The sequence below is a fragment of the Acinetobacter sp. CIP-A165 genome (assembly GCF_000367985.1).
GTDB lineage: Bacteria > Pseudomonadota > Gammaproteobacteria > Pseudomonadales > Moraxellaceae > Acinetobacter.
Genome location: NZ_KB849202.1, coordinates 1334772 through 1355935 on the forward strand (window position 1 = coordinate 1334772; position 21164 = coordinate 1355935).

A 21164-nucleotide genomic window follows, 5' to 3' on the forward strand; every position below is an offset into this window, starting at 1 on the left:
AGGATTTACTATGTCACAAAAACAACAACTCATTGATCAAGTCATTCAAGCTTGGCACGCTTTACAGCAACAATCTCCATTGGTTCAATGTATTACCAATAGCGTAGCCAACAATTATGTGGCAAATGTGCTGTTGGCTGCGGGTGCATCACCAGCCATGATTGACAATCCTTTTGAGGCAGAAAGTTTTACCCAAATCAGTTCAGCGTTAAATATTAATGTCGGCACACCCACCACAGAACAAACCCAAGCAATGCTGATTTCAGCTAAAACAGCCCAGCAACATCAAGTGCCATGGGTGCTTGATCCTGTCGGTTATGGTGAGATTTTAAAATGGCGTAGCGAAACCGTGGATCAACTTCTCCAGTTTCAACCGACTATCATTCGCGGTAATGCCTCAGAAATGAGTGCACTCGCAGGTAATTTAACCCAATCAAAAGGTGTAGACAGCACGCTCAATAGTCAAGATGTGTATGCTCAAGCACAAAGTTTGCTCCAACATACTGAGTGTATCGCGATCTCAGGTGAATCTGACTATATTATTTCTAAGGAACTCGGCATAGTGATTCAGGTGAATGGTGGCTGCCATTTACAGCCGAAGATTACCGCAACTGGCTGTGCTTTAGGTGCCTTAACAGCGGCTTACGGTGCTGTAAGTTCACCAACCATTGCAGCTCTTGCCTCACATATTCATTTCTCCATTGCTGGTCGGCTGGCCTATGATCAAGCACAAAACGTGGGGAGTTTTAATGTGATGTTTTTGGATTATGTTCATATGTTAGATGAAAACTTAATACGCCAATATCATAGTATCCAATGTCTTAAATCCGTGTAATTCGCGTAATTCGCGTAGACATTTACAGATTGATATCACTTGAATAGAGGAATTTTATCCATGATGATTCATTTGATTATTCAACATTAATATTTTTGAATTATGAAACCATTTCTCACTCGAGTTGAACTTCTCAATACCATTCCAGATGACTTTCCTTTTTTACATCTTTATCCAATAGAATTTAAGAAAAATATCACCGTCATCACGGGTGAAAATGGAAGTGGGAAATCAACTATTTTGGAGGCATTAGCGCTAAAATTTGGTTGTGCAGCAGAAGGTGGAAGTATCAATTTTAATTATAAAACTGAAGATACACATTTTGATTATAGCCCCCACCTGCGTATCCATAAATCTGCACGCAGGATCAAAGATATCTTTTTCTATCGATCAGAAACGTACTATAACTTTCTCACAGAAATGCGCCAACTCGATGCAGCAGCCAGTTTTAGTCCACCTATACGAAATGCTTATGGTGGTAAAGATTTACACATGATGTCCCATGGCGAAGCAATGAAAGCGCTGATTGATCATCGTTTTCGAGCAGAGGGTTTATATATCTTAGATGAACCCGAGGCTGCTCTTTCGATTAGTAATCAAATCAATTTTATTGAAAAAGTGATCCAACTCAGTCAAGCAGGTGCGCAATTTATCATTGCAACACATTCACCAATCATCATGCTAATGCCAAATATTCAACTGCTGCAACTCACTGAGAATAGCTTTAGAGAGGTCAATTTCAGTGATACGCATATTGCTTATATGTATAAAGAAATCCTGAACTCAAACGGCGAATTTATTAAGCAGATCATTGATATTGATTGATTTTATATTTAAAAAACATTCATTCTTCAAGGCTTGTTGCTGCTACAAGTGGAAGCGATCATCGCTGTTGCATAATGCAGCCTAGAATCTTCAAAACTAGGCTGTTGCCTTGAAATAATGTTCTCTTGGCATATCAATGACTTCAACGCAAAGCTGAATCAGATATCCAATCTCAGCTTTCATATAGGTTTTTTGTTCAAGAATCGCCAACAGCGTATCACCTAGAGTTTTCTTCTGTTGTTCAGTTCGACCACTTAGCAAATAGAGTTTCAAATGGATATAAGCTTCTTGAGTTTCACCCAAGCCAATCAAGAAAACTTCATCTTTGAAAATACGAGACTTGATATCATTTGCACTAAATAATGCTGTCTCAGACAAAACTGTATTGACTTGTTTAAGTAATTTTTGCTGATCTAAATTTGTTAAATTTGCTGAATAATTTGCAATGATATGTGGCATTTTTCGATCCTACTCTACAAACAACAACGCCAAACGCACTTGATCATACGCCATTCTAGGACTCGTTGCTTCCACGATTGGACGTAGTTTGATAGAACCATCATCGGTAAAATGCTCTGGATTCTTTCTTTTATGCAAACGTTTATAAATCTTACGCACTTCTTCAATCACTTCTTCCCCAGGGCTCGCCACAGAAATATCTAAGCTCTGCTCTTTATGTAATCGCGCCAAATGATTGATAATCGTGGCAGGTGTTAAACCACGTTCATGTGCAATATCTTCAATCTCATAGCCTTCTTCAAATAAAGCACGTGTTTCATCTAAAGTGGCTGCGGCATAACTTTGTTTACTGCCTTTTGAAAGTTTCTTTTCATTGCGATTGATTTCGGTCGCGTTTAATGTACCGCCGCAATGCCGAATAAATGCATTGTGCTGAGTAGTCAGATCCTCATTTGCAAAGTTTGTTTCAGCTTCATCAGACAATTCCTGAAAACGGCGGTCTGCTTTGATTGCCAAGCTATCCAGTGCTAAAGCCTGCTCATTAAAACCCAGCAGCCGAAGACCCGTGAGCGATTTTAATCGAGATAATGCAACATAGCCCTGACCTTTTTCAAAGGTATTGGTGAGGTTAATTTCTGCCGCTTCTAGGGTCATGCCCTGACTTTTATGAATGGTAATCGCCCAAGCTAAACGCAAAGGGATTTGCTGAAAACTAGCAATGGCTTTACCTGCCTCATTTTCAATCGACCAAGTTTCTGGTTCAACCAACAAAGTCGTGCCATCGGTGAGTTTAACTTTAGGCAACAAGCCTTGTTTATCGTCATCTTCAAAACCAATCACTTCACCTAAACTGCCATTGATATATCCCATATCAAAGTTGTTTTTTACAAACATGACTTTGGCGTGTTTTTTCAAGGTGAGTTCTTCAGGTGCACGTACAGAAGATTTTAAGGTTTCGATCAGTTTTTCATTACCATCAATAACTGCATTGAATTGGTGACTTTCGTTCTCGATACCATTTAAATGTTGATAGTTGATATTATCAACATCCATATTGTGCGTATATAAACGAGTAAAGGTGTCGCCAATATCCTGCTGGCGTGATTGTTGTAAAGCCGTAATATGATCTGGCTGAATATTTTGTGCACGAATGGCATTCAAAATCTGATTCAGAATTTCATCGTCCTGACGATGTTGTTCGGTTAAATAGCATACTCGAAACTTTGCCTCTACCCATGCATCAGACATAAAGCAAAATTTATCTCGATTTGCTTCACCATTACGTCCGACTGGAGGTAACTGAAAGAAGTCACCCGCAACAATCACTTGTATGCCACCAAAGGCTTCATCACTTTCTTTAAAGTACTTTAGAACCTGATTGACTAAATTAAGTTGTTTGGCATGCAACATTGAAATTTCATCAATAATCAGCACTTGGGCATTTTCTAAATGTTCTTTTAGATATTTTCGTTCTTTCATTCGTTTGAGGTCATCATCACTCAAACGATCTTTAATACCAATTCCAGCCCAAGTATGAATGGTCATACCGTTCATATGTGTTGCAGCAATACCCGTTGAAGCAGTGATTGCAACAGGGACTTTACGTGCTTTCAAATAATGAATGTATTGATTCAATGTATAGGTTTTACCTGCACCCGCCGAACCAGTTAAAAATACATTTTCACCTGCTTTTAAAAGTTTCAGTGCAGTCTCTTGTTTCATAATTACCTACCTTCTCGCAGCACATAGCTTAACGAGTTTCAATAAAAAGTGAAACGGCGAAGCCAAATTTTATAGAAAACATCACTCAAACCGTACGGATAAATCAGGAATATTCTTTGGTAGGTCTTTGGTAGGTAGCAAAAATTTGATGCAATCACAATACTGGGTTCATGGTGCAACGCACCATCTATAACAAACAATGGACTTATGGAAGAAGGATTCACTCCATGGCTTTTAAAAATATTGCAGATCAAACAAACGGTTTTTATATTCCTTGCGTATCACTCTTTGGACCAGGTTGCGCCAAAGAAATTGGAAGCAAAGCACGAGATTTAGATGCCAAGAAAGCGTTAATTGTAACCGATGAAGGTTTATTCAAATTTGGTGTCGCAGATACTATTGCACAGTATCTCACCGAGGCTGGTATAGAAAGCCACATTTTTGCTGGCGCAGAACCGAACCCAACGGACATCAATGTTCATAATGGCGTAGCAGCGTATGTAAATAATCAATGTGATTTCATTGTGTCATTGGGTGGTGGTTCATCGCATGACTGTGCAAAAGGGGTTGGTTTGGTCACCGCAGGTGGCGGACATATCCGCGACTACGAAGGTATCGACAAAAGCAAAGTACCGATGACCCCTTTAATTGCAATCAATACAACTGCTGGAACAGCATCAGAAATGACTCGGTTCTGCATCATCACCAACACAGACACCCACGTGAAGATGGCGATTGTCGACTGGCGTTGTACACCGCTGATTGCTATTGATGACCCTAAACTTATGGTGGCAAAACCTGCGGGTTTAACGGCAGCAACGGGAATGGATGCTTTGACCCATGCAATTGAAGCCTATGTGTCTACAGCAGCCAATCCGATTACAGATGCCTGCGCAGAGAAAGCCATCAGTATGATTAGCCAATGGCTACAACCTGCCGTTGCAAACGGCGAAAATATTGAAGCGCGTGATGCGATGAGCTATGCCCAATATCTTGCAGGTATGGCATTTAACAACGCATCTTTAGGCTATGTTCACGCTATGGCACACCAGTTAGGTGGTTTCTACAACTTACCGCATGGCGTATGTAATGCGATTTTATTACCCCATGTAAGCCAGTTTAATCTGATTGCCTGCCAAGATCGTTATGCCAAGATTGCAGAATTAATGGGTGTTAATATTCAAGGTTTAACCGTTTCTGAAGCAGCATACGCCGCAATTGATGCCATTCAGGAGCTTTCAAGTTCTATTGGTATTCCCTCTGGTTTAACTGAACTTGGCGTTAAACCTGAAGATCTACCGATCATGGCTGAAAATGCCCAAAAAGATGCCTGCATGTTAACGAATCCGCGTAAAGCGACCCATGCTCAAGTCGTGGAGATTTTCAAAGCTGCCCTATAACCAAAACATACTCAAGCCATAAAACCACTTTATGGTAAGTCAAACCTCTCCGACCATTGACTTACTTTTTGGGGAATGTACTTCCTAGCATTCCCCACTTTTTTTATCACCCAATAGCCACAACAAAACAAAATTGATTGACAATTCGCCGATTTCATTAAAGGATACTCAGCATGTCTTAATATAAAGTCTCAATAAAAATGAACACAACCCAGCTTTCTTCAAACCCATATACTCCTGATCTATTAGGAGATGACTATGAACAACAAGTCCTAAATTATCCTGATGATTATGAAGGCAAAGTCATCGCCACGCTGATCCGTAAAAAATCAAAACAACCAACCACCAAAGCAGTGCTCTACATTCACGGATTCTTAGATTATTTCTTTCAGACGGAAATGGCGGCACAGTTTAATGCACAGGGTTATGACTTTTATGCATTAGATCTAAGAAAATACGGGCGTTCTAAATTAGCGCATCAAATTTTTTATAATGTATTAGACCTACATGAATATGATGCTGAGATTAGCCAAGCCTTAGATATTATTTCCCAAGAAAAACATGACAAAGTTTTACTCGCTGGACATTCAACAGGTGGCTTAACCGCTACACTTTATGCTGCACATCACCCGAACCATCCTTTGATTAAAGGTCTATGGGCAAATAGTCCTTTTTATGATTTTAATTTGAGTCTGGTAGAAAGAAAATTTGGTATCCCGATGCTTAGTCGTATCGGAAAAAAACTACCCAAAGTAAAATTTCCAAGCCAGCTCAATCGTTGGTATACCACAAGTTTGCATAAAGACCTCAAAGGTGAATGGGATTTCAATTTAGACTGGAAACCGACCAGCGCACCAACAGTACAGCTCAGTTTTGTACATGCAATTCATACCGCACAAAAAGAGATTCATCGTGGCGTAAAACTGAATATTCCAGCATTAATCATGCATTCGCATCAAACCAAGAACCCGAAAAAATGGGGGGTAGATGCAACTCAAAGTGATGTCATTTTAGATGTTAAACACATTAAAAAATATGCGAAGAAAATGAAAGGAGATATTTCTATTGTCTCAATTCACAATGGCTTGCATGATTTAGTCCTTTCCTCTCTACCCGTGCGTAAACAAGTTTATCAAGAACTCTTTCAATGGCTAGAGCAGAAAATCAACTAACTTCTTTTTAGTTGTTCATCATATTTAGCAAGTAATTGGTGTGCAGGATGCTCGATGGGTAATAATTCCATTAAACGTTCCACCGCATCAATTGCTTCTGGAAAATGCGCCAAATGTTTAAGCAACAAATCTGTTTCTTGCGTCTTAAAAATTGCATCACTCAACCGAGATTCGAGACAATCACGCCAAGCACAAAGAAACGGACTTTCTGTTTTCGCTAGAAACACCCCACTATACAATTGTAACGCTGAACTGAGATATCCAGCATCCAAGGCTTGCTCCACTTGCAAAAAGTCAGCCTCAATATGAACCAGTAAGCGGTATGGACGTGAACCTAATAAACCACCTAAAACATCTCTTAATTGCGACATTTCTGCCTTCAACGTTCCCATACTCACCTTACGTTCGCCATAAAGCGCCTGATATAAATGTTCAAGCGTTAGCCCATGAGGACATAGGGCCAAAATCGCCAAGATTTCAATTTGGCGAGGCGTTAATAACAGACTTTTACCATTGAATTTGACTTGTGGTGTTGCAAACGCACGAATATATAAATGCTGGCGTTGTTGCTCAAGTAAAGCGGACTGAATAATAGATGCACAGCGTTCAGCCGCTAAAATCCCAAACGTATTATGATTCTTCCACGTGGTAGATAAATCAACCACACCTAGTGTTTGTTTTGAATATGGGTCAATAATTGGTGCGGCATAACATACCCAATCATGCACCGATTCCATATAGTGCTCGTTAGAAAAAACACAGCTTGATTGCTGTGTTTTGAGTGACAGTGCCAAGGCATTGGTACCAACTAATTCTTCACGCCATTGTCCACCCTTCACAAAATGAACCTGTTCTGCGGCACTTTGCATTTGAACGCTTGGCGCAGTCCAAATAATGGTACTGCCAATATCTCCCACTGCAATGACCATAGAAGATTGTTCTGCAATATGACGTAAATCATCAGCACAACGTTGTAATGCTAAATCTAAGCTGTTTTTTGAGGTTGATTTTTTCTCGAGTAATAATGGTGCTGCCACACGTTCTTTCGGAATATCTGCCGATACAGAACGCTCCCATGAGCTGGCTATACTTTGACCGAGTTTGGCAGCGTTTTGAGGAGAGAGACTATTTTGCGCGCGCAATTGATCAATCAATGCCCTTTGCTGCACTAAATCCTTTTTTGTGAACATTTGTAAGTTCCTTATATATCCACATTGGTATTCCAACCTTTCTCCAACCTTCTTATTTATATACTAAATACATAGAGTACGAAAGTACCTACTAACAGGGTTCTTGTTAGTCTTTAGTCCTAAAAAGCAAAGGAATACATATATGCGCTATATCGATCCGAACCAAGCTGGTTCAAAAATTCAATTCAAATCTCAATATGAAAATTTTATTGGTGGTCAATGGATTGCGCCTGTAAAAGGTCAATACTTTGACAATATTTCACCTGTTGATGGTCAAACTTTTACCCGCATTCCTCGTTCATCGGCAGAGGATATTGAATTGGCTTTAGATGCCGCTCATAAAGCCAAAATCGAATGGAACAAATCATCTCCAACTACACGCTCTAACCTACTTCTTAAAATAGCAGATCGTTTAGAAGCTCACTTAGAAATGCTTGCTGTTGCAGAAACTTGGGACAATGGCAAACCTGTTCGCGAAACACTTGCTGCCGACATTCCATTAGCCATAGATCATTTCCGCTATTTCGCTGGCTGTATCCGTGCTCAAGAAGGCGGTATTTCTGAAATCGATGAAGATACCATTGCCTATCATTTCCATGAACCACTCGGTGTTGTTGGACAAATTATTCCTTGGAACTTCCCAATCTTAATGGCAGCTTGGAAACTTGCGCCTGCTTTAGCTGCGGGTAACTGTGTGGTGCTCAAGCCTGCTGAACAAACGCCAGTGGGTATTTTGTTGGTGGCTGAACTTATTCAAGATATTTTACCTGCAGGTGTGCTCAATATCGTCAATGGTTATGGTGCTGAAGTAGGTCGTCCACTGGCAACCAGTCCTCGTATTGCCAAAATTGCATTTACAGGGTCGACCCAAGTTGGCCAGTTGGTGATGCAATATGCAACTGAAAATATCATCCCGGTTACTTTAGAGCTTGGAGGTAAATCACCGAACCTATTCTTTGAAGACGTAATGGATAAAGACGATGACTTTTTAGAGAAAACGCTTGAAGGCTTTGCTATGTTTGCCTTAAACCAAGGTGAAGTCTGTACATGTCCATCTCGAGCACTGGTACAAGAAAGTATCGCAGATCAGTTCCTCGAAAAAGCCATTGAGCGAGTCAAACGGATTAAAACAGGTCATCCGCTTAATACAGAAACCATGATTGGTGCTCAAGCCTCACAGGAACAACAAGAGAAAATCTTACGCTGTATCGACACTGGGCGACAAGAAGGTGCCGAGATTTTAGTGGGTGGCGGTGATCGAAAAGAAGTGGGCAACGGTTTTTATATTGAACCGACCATATTCAAAGGTCATAACAGTATGCAGATTTTCCAAGAAGAAATTTTTGGCCCTGTTCTCTCCGTTACCACCTTTAAAGATTTCGATGATGCAATCAAAATTGCGAATGACACCATGTATGGTTTAGGTGCTGGTGTATGGTCACGCTCCGCACACACCTCTTATCGTGCTGGACGTGCGATAGAGTCAGGCCGTGTTTGGACCAATTGTTATCATATTTATCCTGCACACGCCGCTTTCGGTGGATATAAAAAGTCAGGTATAGGCCGAGAAAATCATCGCATGATGCTCGATCATTACCAACAAACCAAAAATCTGTTGGTGAGTTATTCAACCAAACCAATGGGCTTCTTCTAACATGTTGCACTAAAATGGAACATATCAAATTAAGATAATGATCCATTCTGATTTCTCTTAGACAGAAAGCAAGTAGGTAATCCTGCTTGCTTTTCCATTTTTATGGCTATTTCATTTTTAAACCTGTAACACATGAGTATTTTTACCATTTGGAATAAAAATAAGGCAGAAAATTAAAACCAAACACATTTCGGCATTGCTTTTGCATTGATTCATTCAAACCAACTCATTGGAGTTTTGCATGAGTCATTCAGAATCCACCGCTATCACGCCCCCATCCTCTGATGTTGCATCTACCGAATATTTTGCTCAAAGGCAACTCAAACAAGGTTCCGTTGGCTGGCTACTTTTGATCGGGTTAGGTGTTGCTTATGTCATTTCAGGAGACTTTGCTGGCTGGAATTATGGAATCGCCCAAGGTGGATGGGGTGGCATGTTTGTCGCAACGATATTGGTCGCGATCATGTACCTCTGCTTATGTCTGTCCATGTCTGAAATGGCGACCATGCTTCCCACAGCGGGAGGTGGATACAGTTTTGCCCGTGTGGCTTTTGGCCCTCTAGGTGGATATTTGACAGGTACGGCGATTCTAATCGAATACGCAATCGCGCCAGCAGCGATTGCTGTTTTTATTGGTAGTTATTGTGAATCCTTATTTGGCATGAATGGTTGGCAAGTTTATCTCATCTGTTATTTGCTTTTTATGGCGATTCATTTAAAAGGTGCAGGTGAAGCACTCAAACTCATGTTTGCGATTACTTTGATTGCGGTCATGGCGCTATTGGTTTTTATCATTGCGATGCTGCCCCATTTTCAATTGCAAAATTTATTTGATATCGCAGCAGGTACTCAAACAGGTGCAAGCTTATTTCTTCCACAAGGTTATATGGGGATTTGGGCTGCCGTGCCTTTTGCGATTTGGTTTTTTCTCGCTGTTGAAGGTGTGCCACTTGCAGCAGAGGAAGCTAAAAATCCTGCAAAGTCACTACCTCGTGGCTTGATTGGGTCAATGTTGATTTTGACTTGTTTCGCATTGCTGGTACTTTTTTTAAGTGCGGGTGCAGTGGGTGCAAGCACCATGCAAAATGCAGCGGCACCATTGGTAGAAGGTTTGGCGATTATCTATGGACAAAATAGCTGGATTACCAGTTTTGTTAATTTCGTTGGCTTGGCAGGTTTGATTGCCAGTTTCTTTTCAATTATCTACGCCTATTCACGTCAAATGTTTGCACTATCTAGAGCGGGTTATCTACCAAGGATCTTATCACTCACCAATAAGAATAAAGCCCCATATTTGGCAATCATTGTGCCGGGCGTTATCGGTTTTCTACTCTCACTTAGCAAAGAGGGTGACATGCTGATTCTGATTGCTGTGTTTGGCGCAACCATTTCGTATGTATTGATGATGGCAGCACATATCAAATTGCGTCGCAGCAAAGCAAATTTGCAACGCCCGTATAAAACCCCCGGTGGTATTCTAACCTCAAGTATTGCATTGGCTTTTGCATTGCTTGCGGTACTGGCAGGGTTTTTAGTCAATCCTAAAGTTTGGTTAATAGCGGCGGGTATTTATGCCCTATTTATTGCATATTTTATGCTATATAGCCGACATCACTTGGTTTCAGGAACACCTGAAGAAGAGTTTGCCAAAGTAAAAACCTCTCAACAAGAATTACAATGATTGAGGAAATCTGATGCGTTATAAAAATATCATCGCCAACCAACAATACGTTTTTGCTGATCTCAAAAGTGTCATGGCTAAAGCGACACCCTTGAGATCAGGTGATGAGCTTGCAGGTGTCGCTGCTCACGATGCCACTGAGCGTGTGGCTGCTCAAATGACTTTGGCTGATATTCCCCTCAAGAACTTTTTAAATGAAGTCTTGATCGACTATGATCTCGATGAAATCACACGACTGATCATTGATGAGCATGACAAAAATGCCTTTGCGCCTATTGCTCATTTTACCGTAGGTGATTTGCGTAACTGGTTATTGAGCGATGATGCCAACACGGAAAAACTACGTTTTGTCGCCAAAGGTCTAACCCCAGAAATGGTTGCCGCGGTGAGTAAAATTATGCGGAATCAAGATCTGATTTTAGTCGCGAGCAAATGTGAGGTGGTGACTCAGTTTCGCAATACCATTGGTTTGAAAGGACATCTCTCAACGCGCTTGCAACCCAATCATCCTACAGATGATATTTTAGGAATATCTGCCAGTATTTTAGATGGACTGATGTATGCAAATGGTGATGCAGTGATTGGGATTAACCCTGCAACCGACAATTTGCACAATTTGGCTGAGCTGTTAAAGCTGCTCGATCACGTCATTCAAGAATATCAAATTCCGACTCAGTCTTGCGTGCTTACGCATATCAGTTCTGCCATCCAACTCGCGGAACGGAATATTCCGATTGATCTCATGTTTCAGTCGATTGCTGGAACACAAGCGGCAAATACAGGATTTGGTATTTCTTTGGCGCTGTTACAAGAAGGTTATGAGGCCACACTCGCCTTGAAGCGAGGCACAGTAGGTCAAAATGTTATGTATTTTGAAACTGGGCAAGGCAGTGCCTTATCCAGTAATGCTCATCATGGTGTTGACCAGCAAACACTTGAAACACGAGCTTATGCCGTTGCGCGAAAATTCAACCCGTTACTGGTCAATACCGTGGTTGGTTTTATTGGACCTGAATATTTATACGATGGAAAACAAATCATTCGGGCAGGTTTAGAAGACCATTTTTGTGGCAAGTTGCTTGGCTTACCGATGGGATGCGATATTTGTTATACCAATCATGCTGATGCCGATCAAAATGATATGGATAATTTACTCACCCTATTTGGAACAGCCGGTATCAATTTTATTATGGGGATTCCGGGATCAGATGACATCATGTTGAATTATCAAACCACTTCTTTTCATGATGCTCTGTATTTAAGGCAACTGTTGGGTTTGAAACCTGCACCTGAGTTTTCTATCTGGCTAGAACAACAAGGCATTTTACGGCAACAACAGCATCACATTCAGTGGGCACAACATATGCCTGAACAATTTGCCAAACTACTCATGCACTAGGAGCTTTGGATGAAACTGAAGAAAGATCAAACTTTTCCAGCTCAACCCCATCTTGATATATGGCAAAAGCTCAAGCAATTTACTGATGCGAGAATCGCACTTGGGCGAACAGGTTGTAGTGTTCCAACCAAAGCACTGCTTGAATTTCAACTCTCTCATGCGCAAGCCAAAGATGCTGTTTATCAATCACTCAATATTGATCACATTTCGAGTCAATTAAAACAGCTTGGTTTTGAAACCACACATGTTGAAAGCTGTGCCAACAACAAAGAAATATTCCTTAAACGACCTGACTTAGGTCGTCAACTCAGTGAAACGTCTCGTCAAAAATTAAAAAATATTCAACTCAACTCAAGCTTTGATGTTTGTATCGTCATTGGTGATGGTTTGTCTGCACGTGCGATTGAAGAAAATGCCATTCCTTTTGTTCATCAATTACACACCTATATGAAACAAGCGAATTGGACACTTGCCCCCATTTCAATTGCAACAGGCAGTCGTGTTGCGCTAGGCGATGAAGTAGCACAAATTTTTAACGCACCAATGCTTATTATGCTGATTGGCGAGCGCCCTGGCCTAAGCTCCCCCGACAGCATGGGCATTTATTATACTTGGCAAGCCCATGTCGGCAGCATCGATTCGGAACGCAATTGTATTTCTAATGTGCGTACAGCAGGCTTAAGTATTGAGATCGCTGCACAACGCTTGTTCGCGCTGATGAAAATGTCAAAGCAGATACAACGCTCTGGTGTTACGTTAAAAGATGAACATCAAATTCCAGTTGTAGAACAGCATCAAAAAAAGCAACTCTTTTTCCGTGACTCAAGCAATGATTAGCGCAGCATCGATATTCAAAAATGCGATAGATACTTTATTTCTCACACACTTTTCTTTGAGTATAGAATGTTTATACTTGCATTGATGTTAATCATGACTAGATAAAACTCGATGATAAATACTGAATCCTTACCTAAAACTATTTATGCCATCCAACATCTTGCCTTTGAAGATTTAGGCTCATTGGAAGATACCTTTTACCAACTTGGTTTCCGAGTCCGCTATTTTGAGGCGGGTGTAGATGATCTTAGCCCCGCGCTAAATTATGAGGGTCTAACCATCATTTTAGGTGGGCCGATTGGGGTGTATGAAACCGAAGACTACCCTTTTTTAGTCGATGAAATTGCAGGACTCAAACAACGTTTGACTGCAAATAGACCAACGATTGGTATTTGCTTAGGTGCTCAGTTGATTGCTCATGCGCTAGGTGCCAAAGTTTATGCTGGACATCAAAAAGAAATTGGTTGGGGTCTACTCGAAATTAAAACTGTTGAGCCTAATATTCTATCGCCACTGAAAGATACTCACGTGCTACATTGGCATGGTGATACTTTTGATTTGCCTGAGAACGCCACTTTACTTGCAAGTTCTGACATTTATCCCAATCAGGCTTTTTCGATTGGGAATAATATATTAGCTTTACAATTTCACTTAGAAATTGCAGAGCAGAGTTTTGAAAAATGGCTCATTGGTCATACCTGCGAAATACGTCATGCTGGCCTATCTATTCCGCAACTCCGACAAGATAACCTATGCTATGCCGCACAGTCAGAACAACAATCTCATAAAATTATGCAAAATTTTGTAGAGAATATTCGCCTTTAAAGATAAAACGTGGTCAAAAAATCACAGGTCTAAGTCATGTAGGCTTAACCTGTGAAAGATCAAGCGATTAAGTGAGTAAGCAAAATTAGCCCCTTTGAGAAAAACCTGAAAAACATTAAATCTTCAATGTAGGCCTTACAAAAGGTAAACATTAAACTCATCAACAATCTACAAGATAATTTGGAAAAAGTCTCAAACAAACAATAGAATATAAATAATAGACTTCCTTCATAAATCATTTTTCAATCAATTTAATTGTTTATCTTTCACCCAATCTAAATTGTATATGCCAGCAAGTAAATTAAACCGCAGGTTTAATCTTTTACGACGATTTCTATATACACAAGATAAAATCTTAAAACATTTCATCCTTCCAAATACATGCTCTACTTGAATTCGTCTACGACCAATCTCTTTATTTAACTTTTTTAATTCAGAATCTAGTTTTTCAGTTTTCTTTGCTTTAGATGGCATGAGGCATCCAAAACCCAATTTCTTTATCCCTAAATAACCCTTATCAACGATAAAAAAGGGCTTAAATTTTAATTTCCTCATGCTTTTTTTAAATATTTTAAAATCATGCATGCTTCCATGACTTCCACATACACTCAGTATTTCACCTGTTATATAGTGCATAGATAGCTGAAATTTAAAGGTATGTCGCTTTTTTTTACCGCTATACCATTTCTTCTGTTTTTTTTGGACGTTGAACTAATATTTCAGTGGCATCAATCACAACAACTTCCCAATCCACTTCATCTCGATTAGGAAGTTGTTTTGGCAAGTTGAATTTTCCAGAACGGATTAAGGTATCTTCAATAACACGTGTGATACGAATTGCACTCGTTTCAGATACACCGTAACTCATACCAAGATGGAAAAATGTTCGATATTCTCTCCAATATTCTATACATAAGAGCAAACGATCTTCCAACGGTAATTTATGCGGTCGTCCTTTACCAATATGACGAGGTAAATGCTTATTTAGCTCGGCCAACATGAGGTTAAATGTAGCCCAACTAACACCGGTAAGCCTACGAAACTTAACGTTTGATAATTTTTGAATATCTTTGAATTTCATCCAAGGATTATCTCTTGAATTAAATAATTTTGCTGATTAATTTAAGATCAAATAAATTGTACGTTTTTTGATTTATGACGGAAGTCTAATATATATTTTTACATTTTGTTTTTTTTTGAAGGTGGGTGCCGTTATGCTAAAGTTTATAAAGAGTTTTCATACGATTAATACTTATTTAATTTCAGCTACGATATTACTCATTTTTATTGCTGTCTACTTCTATATCAACCCATGAAAAAGTGCATAAAAGATTCGTAAAAAGCCCAATTGTTTAATTGGGCTTTTTTTTATTGCTATGGTGTTTCGTCCTAAAAAGTAGTCTGCATTTCAGGACGAAATAAACGCTCAAAACTAACCAAGTAGCCCTTCATCACGCATTGCGATTTGAACCGATTGACGTTCGGCAACTTTATTGCGTAAAGCGATAATGTTGATATAAGGGCTTAAGTCATGTTCGATATGATTTGACCAATTGGTCAGCACAAACAAATATGCATCTGCTGGGCCAAAATTATCATCTACTAAATAGTCGTATTCAGATTCAGCTAAATAGTGATCGATAAATTTAAGTAAACGATTCACTTCAGCATAGGCTTTGGTCTTTTCATCTTCAGTTAATTTACCCCCGAAAAATACAGCGTAAGCATCATGCAGTTCAGAGTTCAAATATCCTAACCATTCGAGGACTTTGGCACGTCCCATACCAGATGGCGGAATTAAATCTTGTTTAGGGTCATATTGAGCCAAGAAAGGTAGAATCGCCACATTTTCAGTTAAGATTAAACCTGGATTAATTTCTAAGGCTGGAACATAACCTTTTGGATTAATCTCGTAATAATCTGCACCTTTCTCAGTTTTATGAGTTTTTAAATCAACGCGTTCTAAATCAAAATCTACATTAATTTCATTTAAAATAATATGTGCTGCCAATGAGCAAGCACCAGGTGAATAATACAACTTCATATTTGATCCTTGTTATCTAACTCTTCTGTTCTAAAACGCTTTATCAAAATTTGCAAAATCTGTTTTTACAAATTTGTCAGTAAAAGTAAAAATACCGAATAATTTGACTATTAGTGAAATTTCATTATTTTGCAAGTGCTCTTATGTCAAATTTTTATAGGGATCGTATACGCCCTGTTCAAATAGATTTCTTTCAGAAAAAGAGCAGCTTAATTTCTGCTCTTTTTCTCGCTTAGATTAAAGTTTTGCTTTTCTTGATCGTGTCGAATAGCTAGCAAGACCCAATAGTCCAAGTATCGATAACCAACCAAAGCTACCCGATGAGCTTTTGTCAGTAGATGCTTTGACCTCATCATCCCGCAAATCTAAATCCACAATCACAGGATCATGATCAGAAGAGCGATAAGGGTCATCAGCGAAAAATAAAGCTTTTTGCTCATCCGTTTTATATTCTTCGTTGTAATCCAATACCGTTGGCTCGTCAGCATTAATATGCCAAGCAAAGGCTTTTTTCACTTTGCTATACAAAGTCGCATCCGCAACGGCATGATCTAAATTACCCGCACCACCATAACCATCAGTATTGCTCGACACACCAAATACATAACTATAGGCTTGCTCACCCTGCCCTATATTTTTGTCATTGAGTAGCACTTTATAGTTGGCTTTTTCTAGCGCTAAGATTGGATCTTCTTTGGCATAACTGTTTAGATCCCCTAAAAGCAACATGTTCGGTGTTTCAACTTGCGTTGGGTTTTTCGCCATCCATTGAATCAATTGCTCAACAGCTTTAATACGTGTTGGATTCCAACAACCTTGACCATCTTTTTGATCAGCATCTAAAGATGTTGAACTCACACCTGAGCAACTTTTAGATTTAAGGTGGTTAGGAATCACAGTAAACATCTGTTTTCCTGAAAGTGGCTGGAACGTCTGTGCAATCGTGGTTCTGTTTTTATCGCCCAAATCGAAGACCACTGGTTTATTGACAGGTTTTACCCGCTTACTGTTGTAAATAATAGCAACAGCAATCGCGTCAGTACCTAAACGATCTATATTTTCAGGGATCACATATTTCCAATCAGCACCTAAAGCACGGGTCAAATACGCGATAGCGCTATCCTCAGCATAACCATTGTTGGCGATTTCCATCAAAGCATAAACATCAGCGTCGATTGCACGTAATGCACTCACAATCTTGCGGTGCTGCTTTTCAAATTCTACTTGTGTTGTTGCACCGCGCTCAGTCGGAAAGCCATTTTTGCCATTATCGTAGTTCAACACATTGAATGCGGCTGCACGGATCAATTTATCATCTTTGGCAATCACGCTTGGTCGTTCGGGTGTAGGCTTTACAATAGTTGGGAGATTCCGTCCCTGAATCGGTTGAATACGCCAACCATTAAAACGATATTCTAAAATCCCCTCAACATTTTGTAGTTGATCACCAACACGTAGCGTATTAGTTGCACTAAAGTTCTGTGGCAGCCAAGGTGTTCTATTTTGATTGCTATAGCCATCATCCAAAATGACTTTTGATAATAAGTTCTTCTGTGCTAAGGCTTTTGCTTCTGTGGACAATGATGGATATAGGTTTGTTGGTATAAATAATCGTCCCAGACTAACTGATAACTCACCATATCGACCATAATTATAATTTTCACTGATCGTTAATGTTTGGGGTAACTTAACCAACATGCCTTGATACTGCTCTGGCGAATGTGCAGTTCCAGTCAAAGCACTAAATGGTAAATCAATTGATTTCGGCTGAATGTGACTCAGCATATTGGTACTACAAACTTGAATATCTTGTTGTAACTGATCGATTTGGAGTTGATTTTGATAAGCTGCTAAACGACCACGTAAGATGACTTCCTCACCAACCTGACCACCTTTAACGGTGCTACTTGCTGGAATATAAACAAAGATCGCATTACTCATATTTGCTTTTGCTTTGCTGTCAGGTGTCTGCACATAGAAACCTGAAAAACCATTGCTATAGCGGTAGTCTGCCGTAATTACACCGCGTACCGTATAATTTTGATCTTGAGTGGCTGTATTTAGATCAGCGATCGTCGTATTTGAACTAGAACAACTGACAGTCTCATTTACAGGTGGTGTGGTAGTAGAACCTGATAAGTTAGAGAAGTCATTACGATCAGTCCATGCTTTCCATGCACTGTCTAAATCAAAACTCGTCGTCGGGTCAATTTCTGTCACTGGGTTCGTACTTTGGATTCGAGTAAAACTATTCCCTTTACTTTGAACTGTTGTCCCCCAACCATTCTCAGGCTGCTCCCCGACTCGCCCAAAACGATCAACCACTTTGCCTTTGTGTAGCAGCACTATCGCATCATCACCATTGAATGACAGTGAAGCCACCTGATTGACCTGTGACCCGAGCACGGCTTGTAACTCTGTGCGCCCAACTAAAAATTTCGCTTTACTGGCCAAGTTACCCTGTAATTGGAAAGCAACCGTTTTTGTCAATGCACCATTATTAAATTGCTGTATTTCATAGTCTGCGAGATTCGCACTGGTCGCATCTGGATTGTAAATTTCCAAGCCTTTTTTATTACTACTACCATCCACATATTGGCTAAACATCAATTGTGCGTGTGCGATAGAAAATGTCGTCGAAGCTCCGATTAAGCCCAAACAAATCGCGATAGAGTGAAATTTAAATGTTTTCATAACTTTTTTACTTAATGTTCAAATCGCCACCAGCCTATTCAATCTCTGTGACAGTGCGATGAAGAATTTCTTACAAGTTTTAGCTCATCGACCAGAAGATCCACCAAATAAAATCATTTAAAGGTTTGACTTGCCCCCATGAACACTTAAAATACGGCATTTCTATATTTATATCTCCAGAATCATGTCAAACGATCAGTTAGAAACGCAAATTACGGAACTCGAAAATTTGTCTGAGCACCGCGAAATTGTGACGTTTATGCGTCGTTCAGCTCCGCTCAACACTTCACAACGTACTGCGTTGGAAGATTATCGTGATTTAATTTTGGAATATCCTGTTGGTGATTTACGCCAGCATTTTGAACATCCTGAACGTCCATTAACCGTAGAAATCGGTTTCGGCATGGGACGTTCTTTAGTTCTTATGGCAAAAGCAAATCCTGAACGTAATTTTATCGGAATTGAAGTACACATTCCCGGTATTGCTCAATGTGTATTTGAAGCGGGCATGGCGGGTCTTAAAAATCTATTTGTGCTTGATGCTGATGCAATTCAAGTACTGCGTGAAATGCCTGACAACAGTATCGACTGCATACAACTTTACTTCCCTGATCCTTGGCAAAAGAAGCGCCATTTTAAACGTCGTTTCGTGATTCATGAGCGTATGCAATTGGTTGAGCAAAAGTTAGTACTGGGTGGTACTTTCCATGCCGCGACTGACTGGGAACCGTATGCTGAATGGATGCTTGATGTTTTGGATAATCGTCCAGATCTGGAAAACTTAGCAGGTAAAGGCAATAGCTACCCTCGCCCTGAATGGCGTCCAGTGACTAAGTTTGAACGTCGTGGGATTGAATCTGGTCATAAGATTAATGATTTTATTTTTAAGAAAATAAAATGATAATCCAAGCACTTCCGATCTTTTACAACACAATCTAAAAACAACTCAATAGCATTAAATATCATTTATTTAATGCTATTTATTTTTCCAAAAGTACCCAAGATATTCCAATAAGTACTAAACTTTTTTAGTCTCAAAATGGCCACAAGTCGAATTATTTTTGGGGCTTTAGTAGATTCACACTGTGATAATCTACTTTTAGATCCTTTTATTTTTAGGGGGATTGCCAAATAAGCATTCTAAGAATTAAAAAAAGGACTGAGGGTACGGCTTCTTCATACTGCAATGTTGTACCTCAAGTCAGGTTTATGCAACAAAGTCAGCTACTAAGGATAAAAAGCCCTGACACAAAATATGGGGGCTTTTCGTATATGGTAACTAGGACCAACTCTTGCCGCCCCACACGATCCTGATGAAGTTTCGAGCTGTTTACAGAATTTCGAAAATCTTTCCACTTAAGATACTTTGAAAATACATTTCAAACCCAGGACGAATATCTTCATCATCAACTGTAATATGTTTTATATTTGAAAATGATTTCGTATTTTCAAAATTATTATTAACTGTAGCCTGAATAAAGTGCTTAACACCAAATTGATCTATTACACTGATACTTTGTTTAAGCATTAATATACCTTGATAAAATTATAAGAGATAAATAATTGATTTAATTACTCAGAATCTACAACTCTGTTTAAGCAACTCTATGGTTTAACTTAAATAATTTATTCAATGAGGTGTAAAAAGTACGACCATCTAGGTTCAAATCAACTTCAACACCAGACTGAAGAAGAACTTTTTTGCCCACTTCAATTGTTTTTAAACCTTGACGTGTATTTTTCATCTTATTGACTGGAATTAACGATACTATAATTTCTGTACCATTAGGAGATTTTGCGATTAAATCATTTATTTTTAACAATTTGTATCCTATTTTTTAAGTTTTTTCATATCAGAAAAACAATTTTAAACTAAATTTTGAAGTATAAAAAAGTACTAATAAATAGTACTTTTTTATCAATGCTTGTTATTGCTTAGATAGCAATAATATTTACAGCATTCGGTCCTTTTTGACCTTGAGCTACGCTAAATTCAACCATTTGACCTTCAAGTAAGGTTTTAAAACCAGAACTAGAAATTTCGCTAAAATGAGCAAAAACATCTGGACCTGATTCTTGTTGAATGAAACCAAAGCCTTTAGTTTCGTTGAACCACTTTACAGTACCTTTAACAACATTCGAGTTTGACATAATATATCCTATTAATTTTTAATAATTTATTGAGTTTAACGTTGAAAATAATAAATAATGAAACTTAAAATCTGAAAAAACGAAGGATTATTACTAAAACTGCGATACTTAAAGAAGATTTACCGAAACAAAACTTTTTTCTAGTTAAGTTAACTATACACTAAAAATGAAAATAATCAAGTTTTCTGATATATATATTTACTTTTCTTATAAAAGTAACGGCAATCGTAGAAAAATGGCTCGGCTTTTCCATGAATGATAACCCCCAAATAAATA

19 protein-coding genes and 1 pseudogene are annotated in these 21164 nt (G+C 39.1%); 10 read left to right on the forward strand and 10 right to left on the reverse strand.

Annotated elements, in window-relative coordinates:
* Nucleotides 1-10 precede the first annotated feature (10 nt).
* The gene (gene thiM, locus F991_RS11835; protein WP_004671634.1) at nucleotides 11-835 is read left to right on the forward strand and encodes a hydroxyethylthiazole kinase; all 825 of its coding nucleotides are present in this window, start codon (nucleotides 11-13) and stop codon (nucleotides 833-835) included.
* Between the two features lie 102 nt (nucleotides 836-937).
* Nucleotides 938-1660, forward strand: a complete 723-nt coding sequence (locus F991_RS11840; RefSeq protein ID WP_004671636.1) for an AAA family ATPase — start codon at nucleotides 938-940, stop codon at nucleotides 1658-1660.
* 96 nt (nucleotides 1661-1756) lie between these two features.
* Here the strand turns inward: F991_RS11840 and F991_RS11845 are convergent, their stop codons facing one another.
* Together F991_RS11845 and F991_RS11850 are read right to left on the reverse strand one after the other, a co-directional pair.
* Nucleotides 1757-2119 carry a 5-carboxymethyl-2-hydroxymuconate Delta-isomerase gene (locus F991_RS11845; RefSeq protein WP_004671639.1) on the reverse strand — a complete coding sequence of 121 codons (363 nt, stop codon included), beginning with the start codon at nucleotides 2117-2119 and terminating at the stop codon, nucleotides 1757-1759.
* A 9-nt stretch (nucleotides 2120-2128) separates the two neighbouring features.
* Nucleotides 2129-3841, reverse strand: coding sequence for an AAA family ATPase (locus F991_RS11850; protein WP_004671641.1), 1713 nt, complete (start codon nucleotides 3839-3841; stop codon nucleotides 2129-2131).
* Nucleotides 3842-4068: 227 nt separating this feature from the next.
* Here F991_RS11850 and mdh point away from each other — a divergent pair, with 227 nt between their 5' ends.
* Together mdh and F991_RS11860 are read left to right on the forward strand one after the other, a co-directional pair.
* Nucleotides 4069-5241 carry an iron-dependent methanol dehydrogenase gene (mdh, locus tag F991_RS11855; protein ID WP_004671643.1) on the forward strand — a complete coding sequence of 391 codons (1173 nt, stop codon included), beginning with the start codon at nucleotides 4069-4071 and terminating at the stop codon, nucleotides 5239-5241.
* 200 nt (nucleotides 5242-5441) lie between these two features.
* Nucleotides 5442-6413, forward strand: coding sequence for an alpha/beta hydrolase (locus F991_RS11860; protein WP_004671646.1), 972 nt, complete (start codon nucleotides 5442-5444; stop codon nucleotides 6411-6413).
* On the opposite strand, the gene F991_RS11865 is transcribed toward F991_RS11860, so the two are convergent.
* Nucleotides 6410-7603 carry a transcriptional regulator gene (locus F991_RS11865; protein ID WP_004671648.1) on the reverse strand — a complete coding sequence of 398 codons (1194 nt, stop codon included), beginning with the start codon at nucleotides 7601-7603 and terminating at the stop codon, nucleotides 6410-6412. The genes F991_RS11860 and F991_RS11865 overlap by 4 nt on opposite strands.
* Before the next feature lie 142 nt (nucleotides 7604-7745).
* On the opposite strand from F991_RS11865, the gene F991_RS11870 reads away from it, so the two are divergent.
* The 5 genes from F991_RS11870 to F991_RS11890 all read left to right on the forward strand — a co-directional run bounded on the left by F991_RS11870 (nucleotide 7746) and on the right by F991_RS11890 (nucleotide 13999).
* On the forward strand, nucleotides 7746-9257 hold the full coding sequence (locus tag F991_RS11870; RefSeq protein ID WP_004671650.1) for an acetaldehyde dehydrogenase ExaC: 1512 nt from the start codon (nucleotides 7746-7748) through the stop codon (nucleotides 9255-9257).
* 241 nt (nucleotides 9258-9498) lie between these two features.
* Entirely contained in the window at nucleotides 9499-10938 is a 1440-nt protein-coding gene (eat, locus tag F991_RS11875; RefSeq protein WP_004671652.1) for an ethanolamine permease, read from the forward strand.
* Nucleotides 10939-10951: 13 nt separating this feature from the next.
* A complete protein-coding gene (locus F991_RS11880) occupies nucleotides 10952-12337 on the forward strand; it encodes an ethanolamine ammonia-lyase subunit EutB (RefSeq protein ID WP_004671653.1) in 1386 nt (461 codons plus the stop codon).
* Nucleotides 12338-12346: 9 nt separating this feature from the next.
* Nucleotides 12347-13174: an ethanolamine ammonia-lyase subunit EutC gene (gene eutC / locus F991_RS11885; protein ID WP_004671654.1), complete on the forward strand. Its 828-nt coding sequence runs from the start codon at nucleotides 12347-12349 to the stop codon at nucleotides 13172-13174.
* Nucleotides 13175-13285: 111 nt separating this feature from the next.
* On the forward strand, nucleotides 13286-13999 hold the full coding sequence (locus F991_RS11890; protein WP_004671655.1) for a glutamine amidotransferase: 714 nt from the start codon (nucleotides 13286-13288) through the stop codon (nucleotides 13997-13999).
* 246 nt (nucleotides 14000-14245) lie between these two features.
* Here the strand turns inward: F991_RS11890 and F991_RS17245 are convergent.
* The 4 genes and pseudogenes from F991_RS17245 to F991_RS11915 all read right to left on the reverse strand — a co-directional run.
* A pseudogene (locus tag F991_RS17245) lies at nucleotides 14246-14638 on the reverse strand (transposase family protein); the annotation flags it as partial.
* Nucleotides 14639-14675: 37 nt separating this feature from the next.
* Nucleotides 14676-15080: a transposase family protein gene (locus tag F991_RS11905; protein ID WP_000669095.1), complete on the reverse strand. Its 405-nt coding sequence runs from the start codon at nucleotides 15078-15080 to the stop codon at nucleotides 14676-14678.
* A 351-nt stretch (nucleotides 15081-15431) separates the two neighbouring features.
* Nucleotides 15432-16043, reverse strand: a complete 612-nt coding sequence (locus F991_RS11910) for a glutathione binding-like protein (protein ID WP_004671656.1) — start codon at nucleotides 16041-16043, stop codon at nucleotides 15432-15434.
* Between the two features lie 237 nt (nucleotides 16044-16280).
* The gene (locus F991_RS11915; RefSeq protein ID WP_004671657.1) at nucleotides 16281-18737 is read right to left on the reverse strand and encodes an ExeM/NucH family extracellular endonuclease; all 2457 of its coding nucleotides are present in this window, start codon (nucleotides 18735-18737) and stop codon (nucleotides 16281-16283) included.
* A gap of 184 nt (nucleotides 18738-18921) precedes the next feature.
* On the opposite strand from F991_RS11915, the gene trmB reads away from it, so the two are divergent.
* Nucleotides 18922-19638, forward strand: coding sequence for a tRNA (guanosine(46)-N7)-methyltransferase TrmB (gene trmB, locus F991_RS11920; RefSeq protein WP_004671660.1), 717 nt, complete (start codon nucleotides 18922-18924; stop codon nucleotides 19636-19638).
* 429 nt (nucleotides 19639-20067) lie between these two features.
* Here trmB and F991_RS11925 read toward each other — a convergent pair whose 3' ends face one another.
* The 3 genes from F991_RS11925 to F991_RS11935 form a co-directional block, all read right to left on the reverse strand.
* Nucleotides 20068-20265 carry a hypothetical protein gene (locus F991_RS11925; RefSeq protein WP_004671661.1) on the reverse strand — a complete coding sequence of 66 codons (198 nt, stop codon included), beginning with the start codon at nucleotides 20263-20265 and terminating at the stop codon, nucleotides 20068-20070.
* Between the two features lie 67 nt (nucleotides 20266-20332).
* Nucleotides 20333-20560, reverse strand: coding sequence for a hypothetical protein (locus tag F991_RS11930; protein WP_004671662.1), 228 nt, complete (start codon nucleotides 20558-20560; stop codon nucleotides 20333-20335).
* A 112-nt stretch (nucleotides 20561-20672) separates the two neighbouring features.
* On the reverse strand, nucleotides 20673-20888 hold the full coding sequence (locus tag F991_RS11935) for a cold-shock protein (RefSeq protein WP_004671664.1): 216 nt from the start codon (nucleotides 20886-20888) through the stop codon (nucleotides 20673-20675).
* Nucleotides 20889-21164 lie beyond the last annotated feature (276 nt).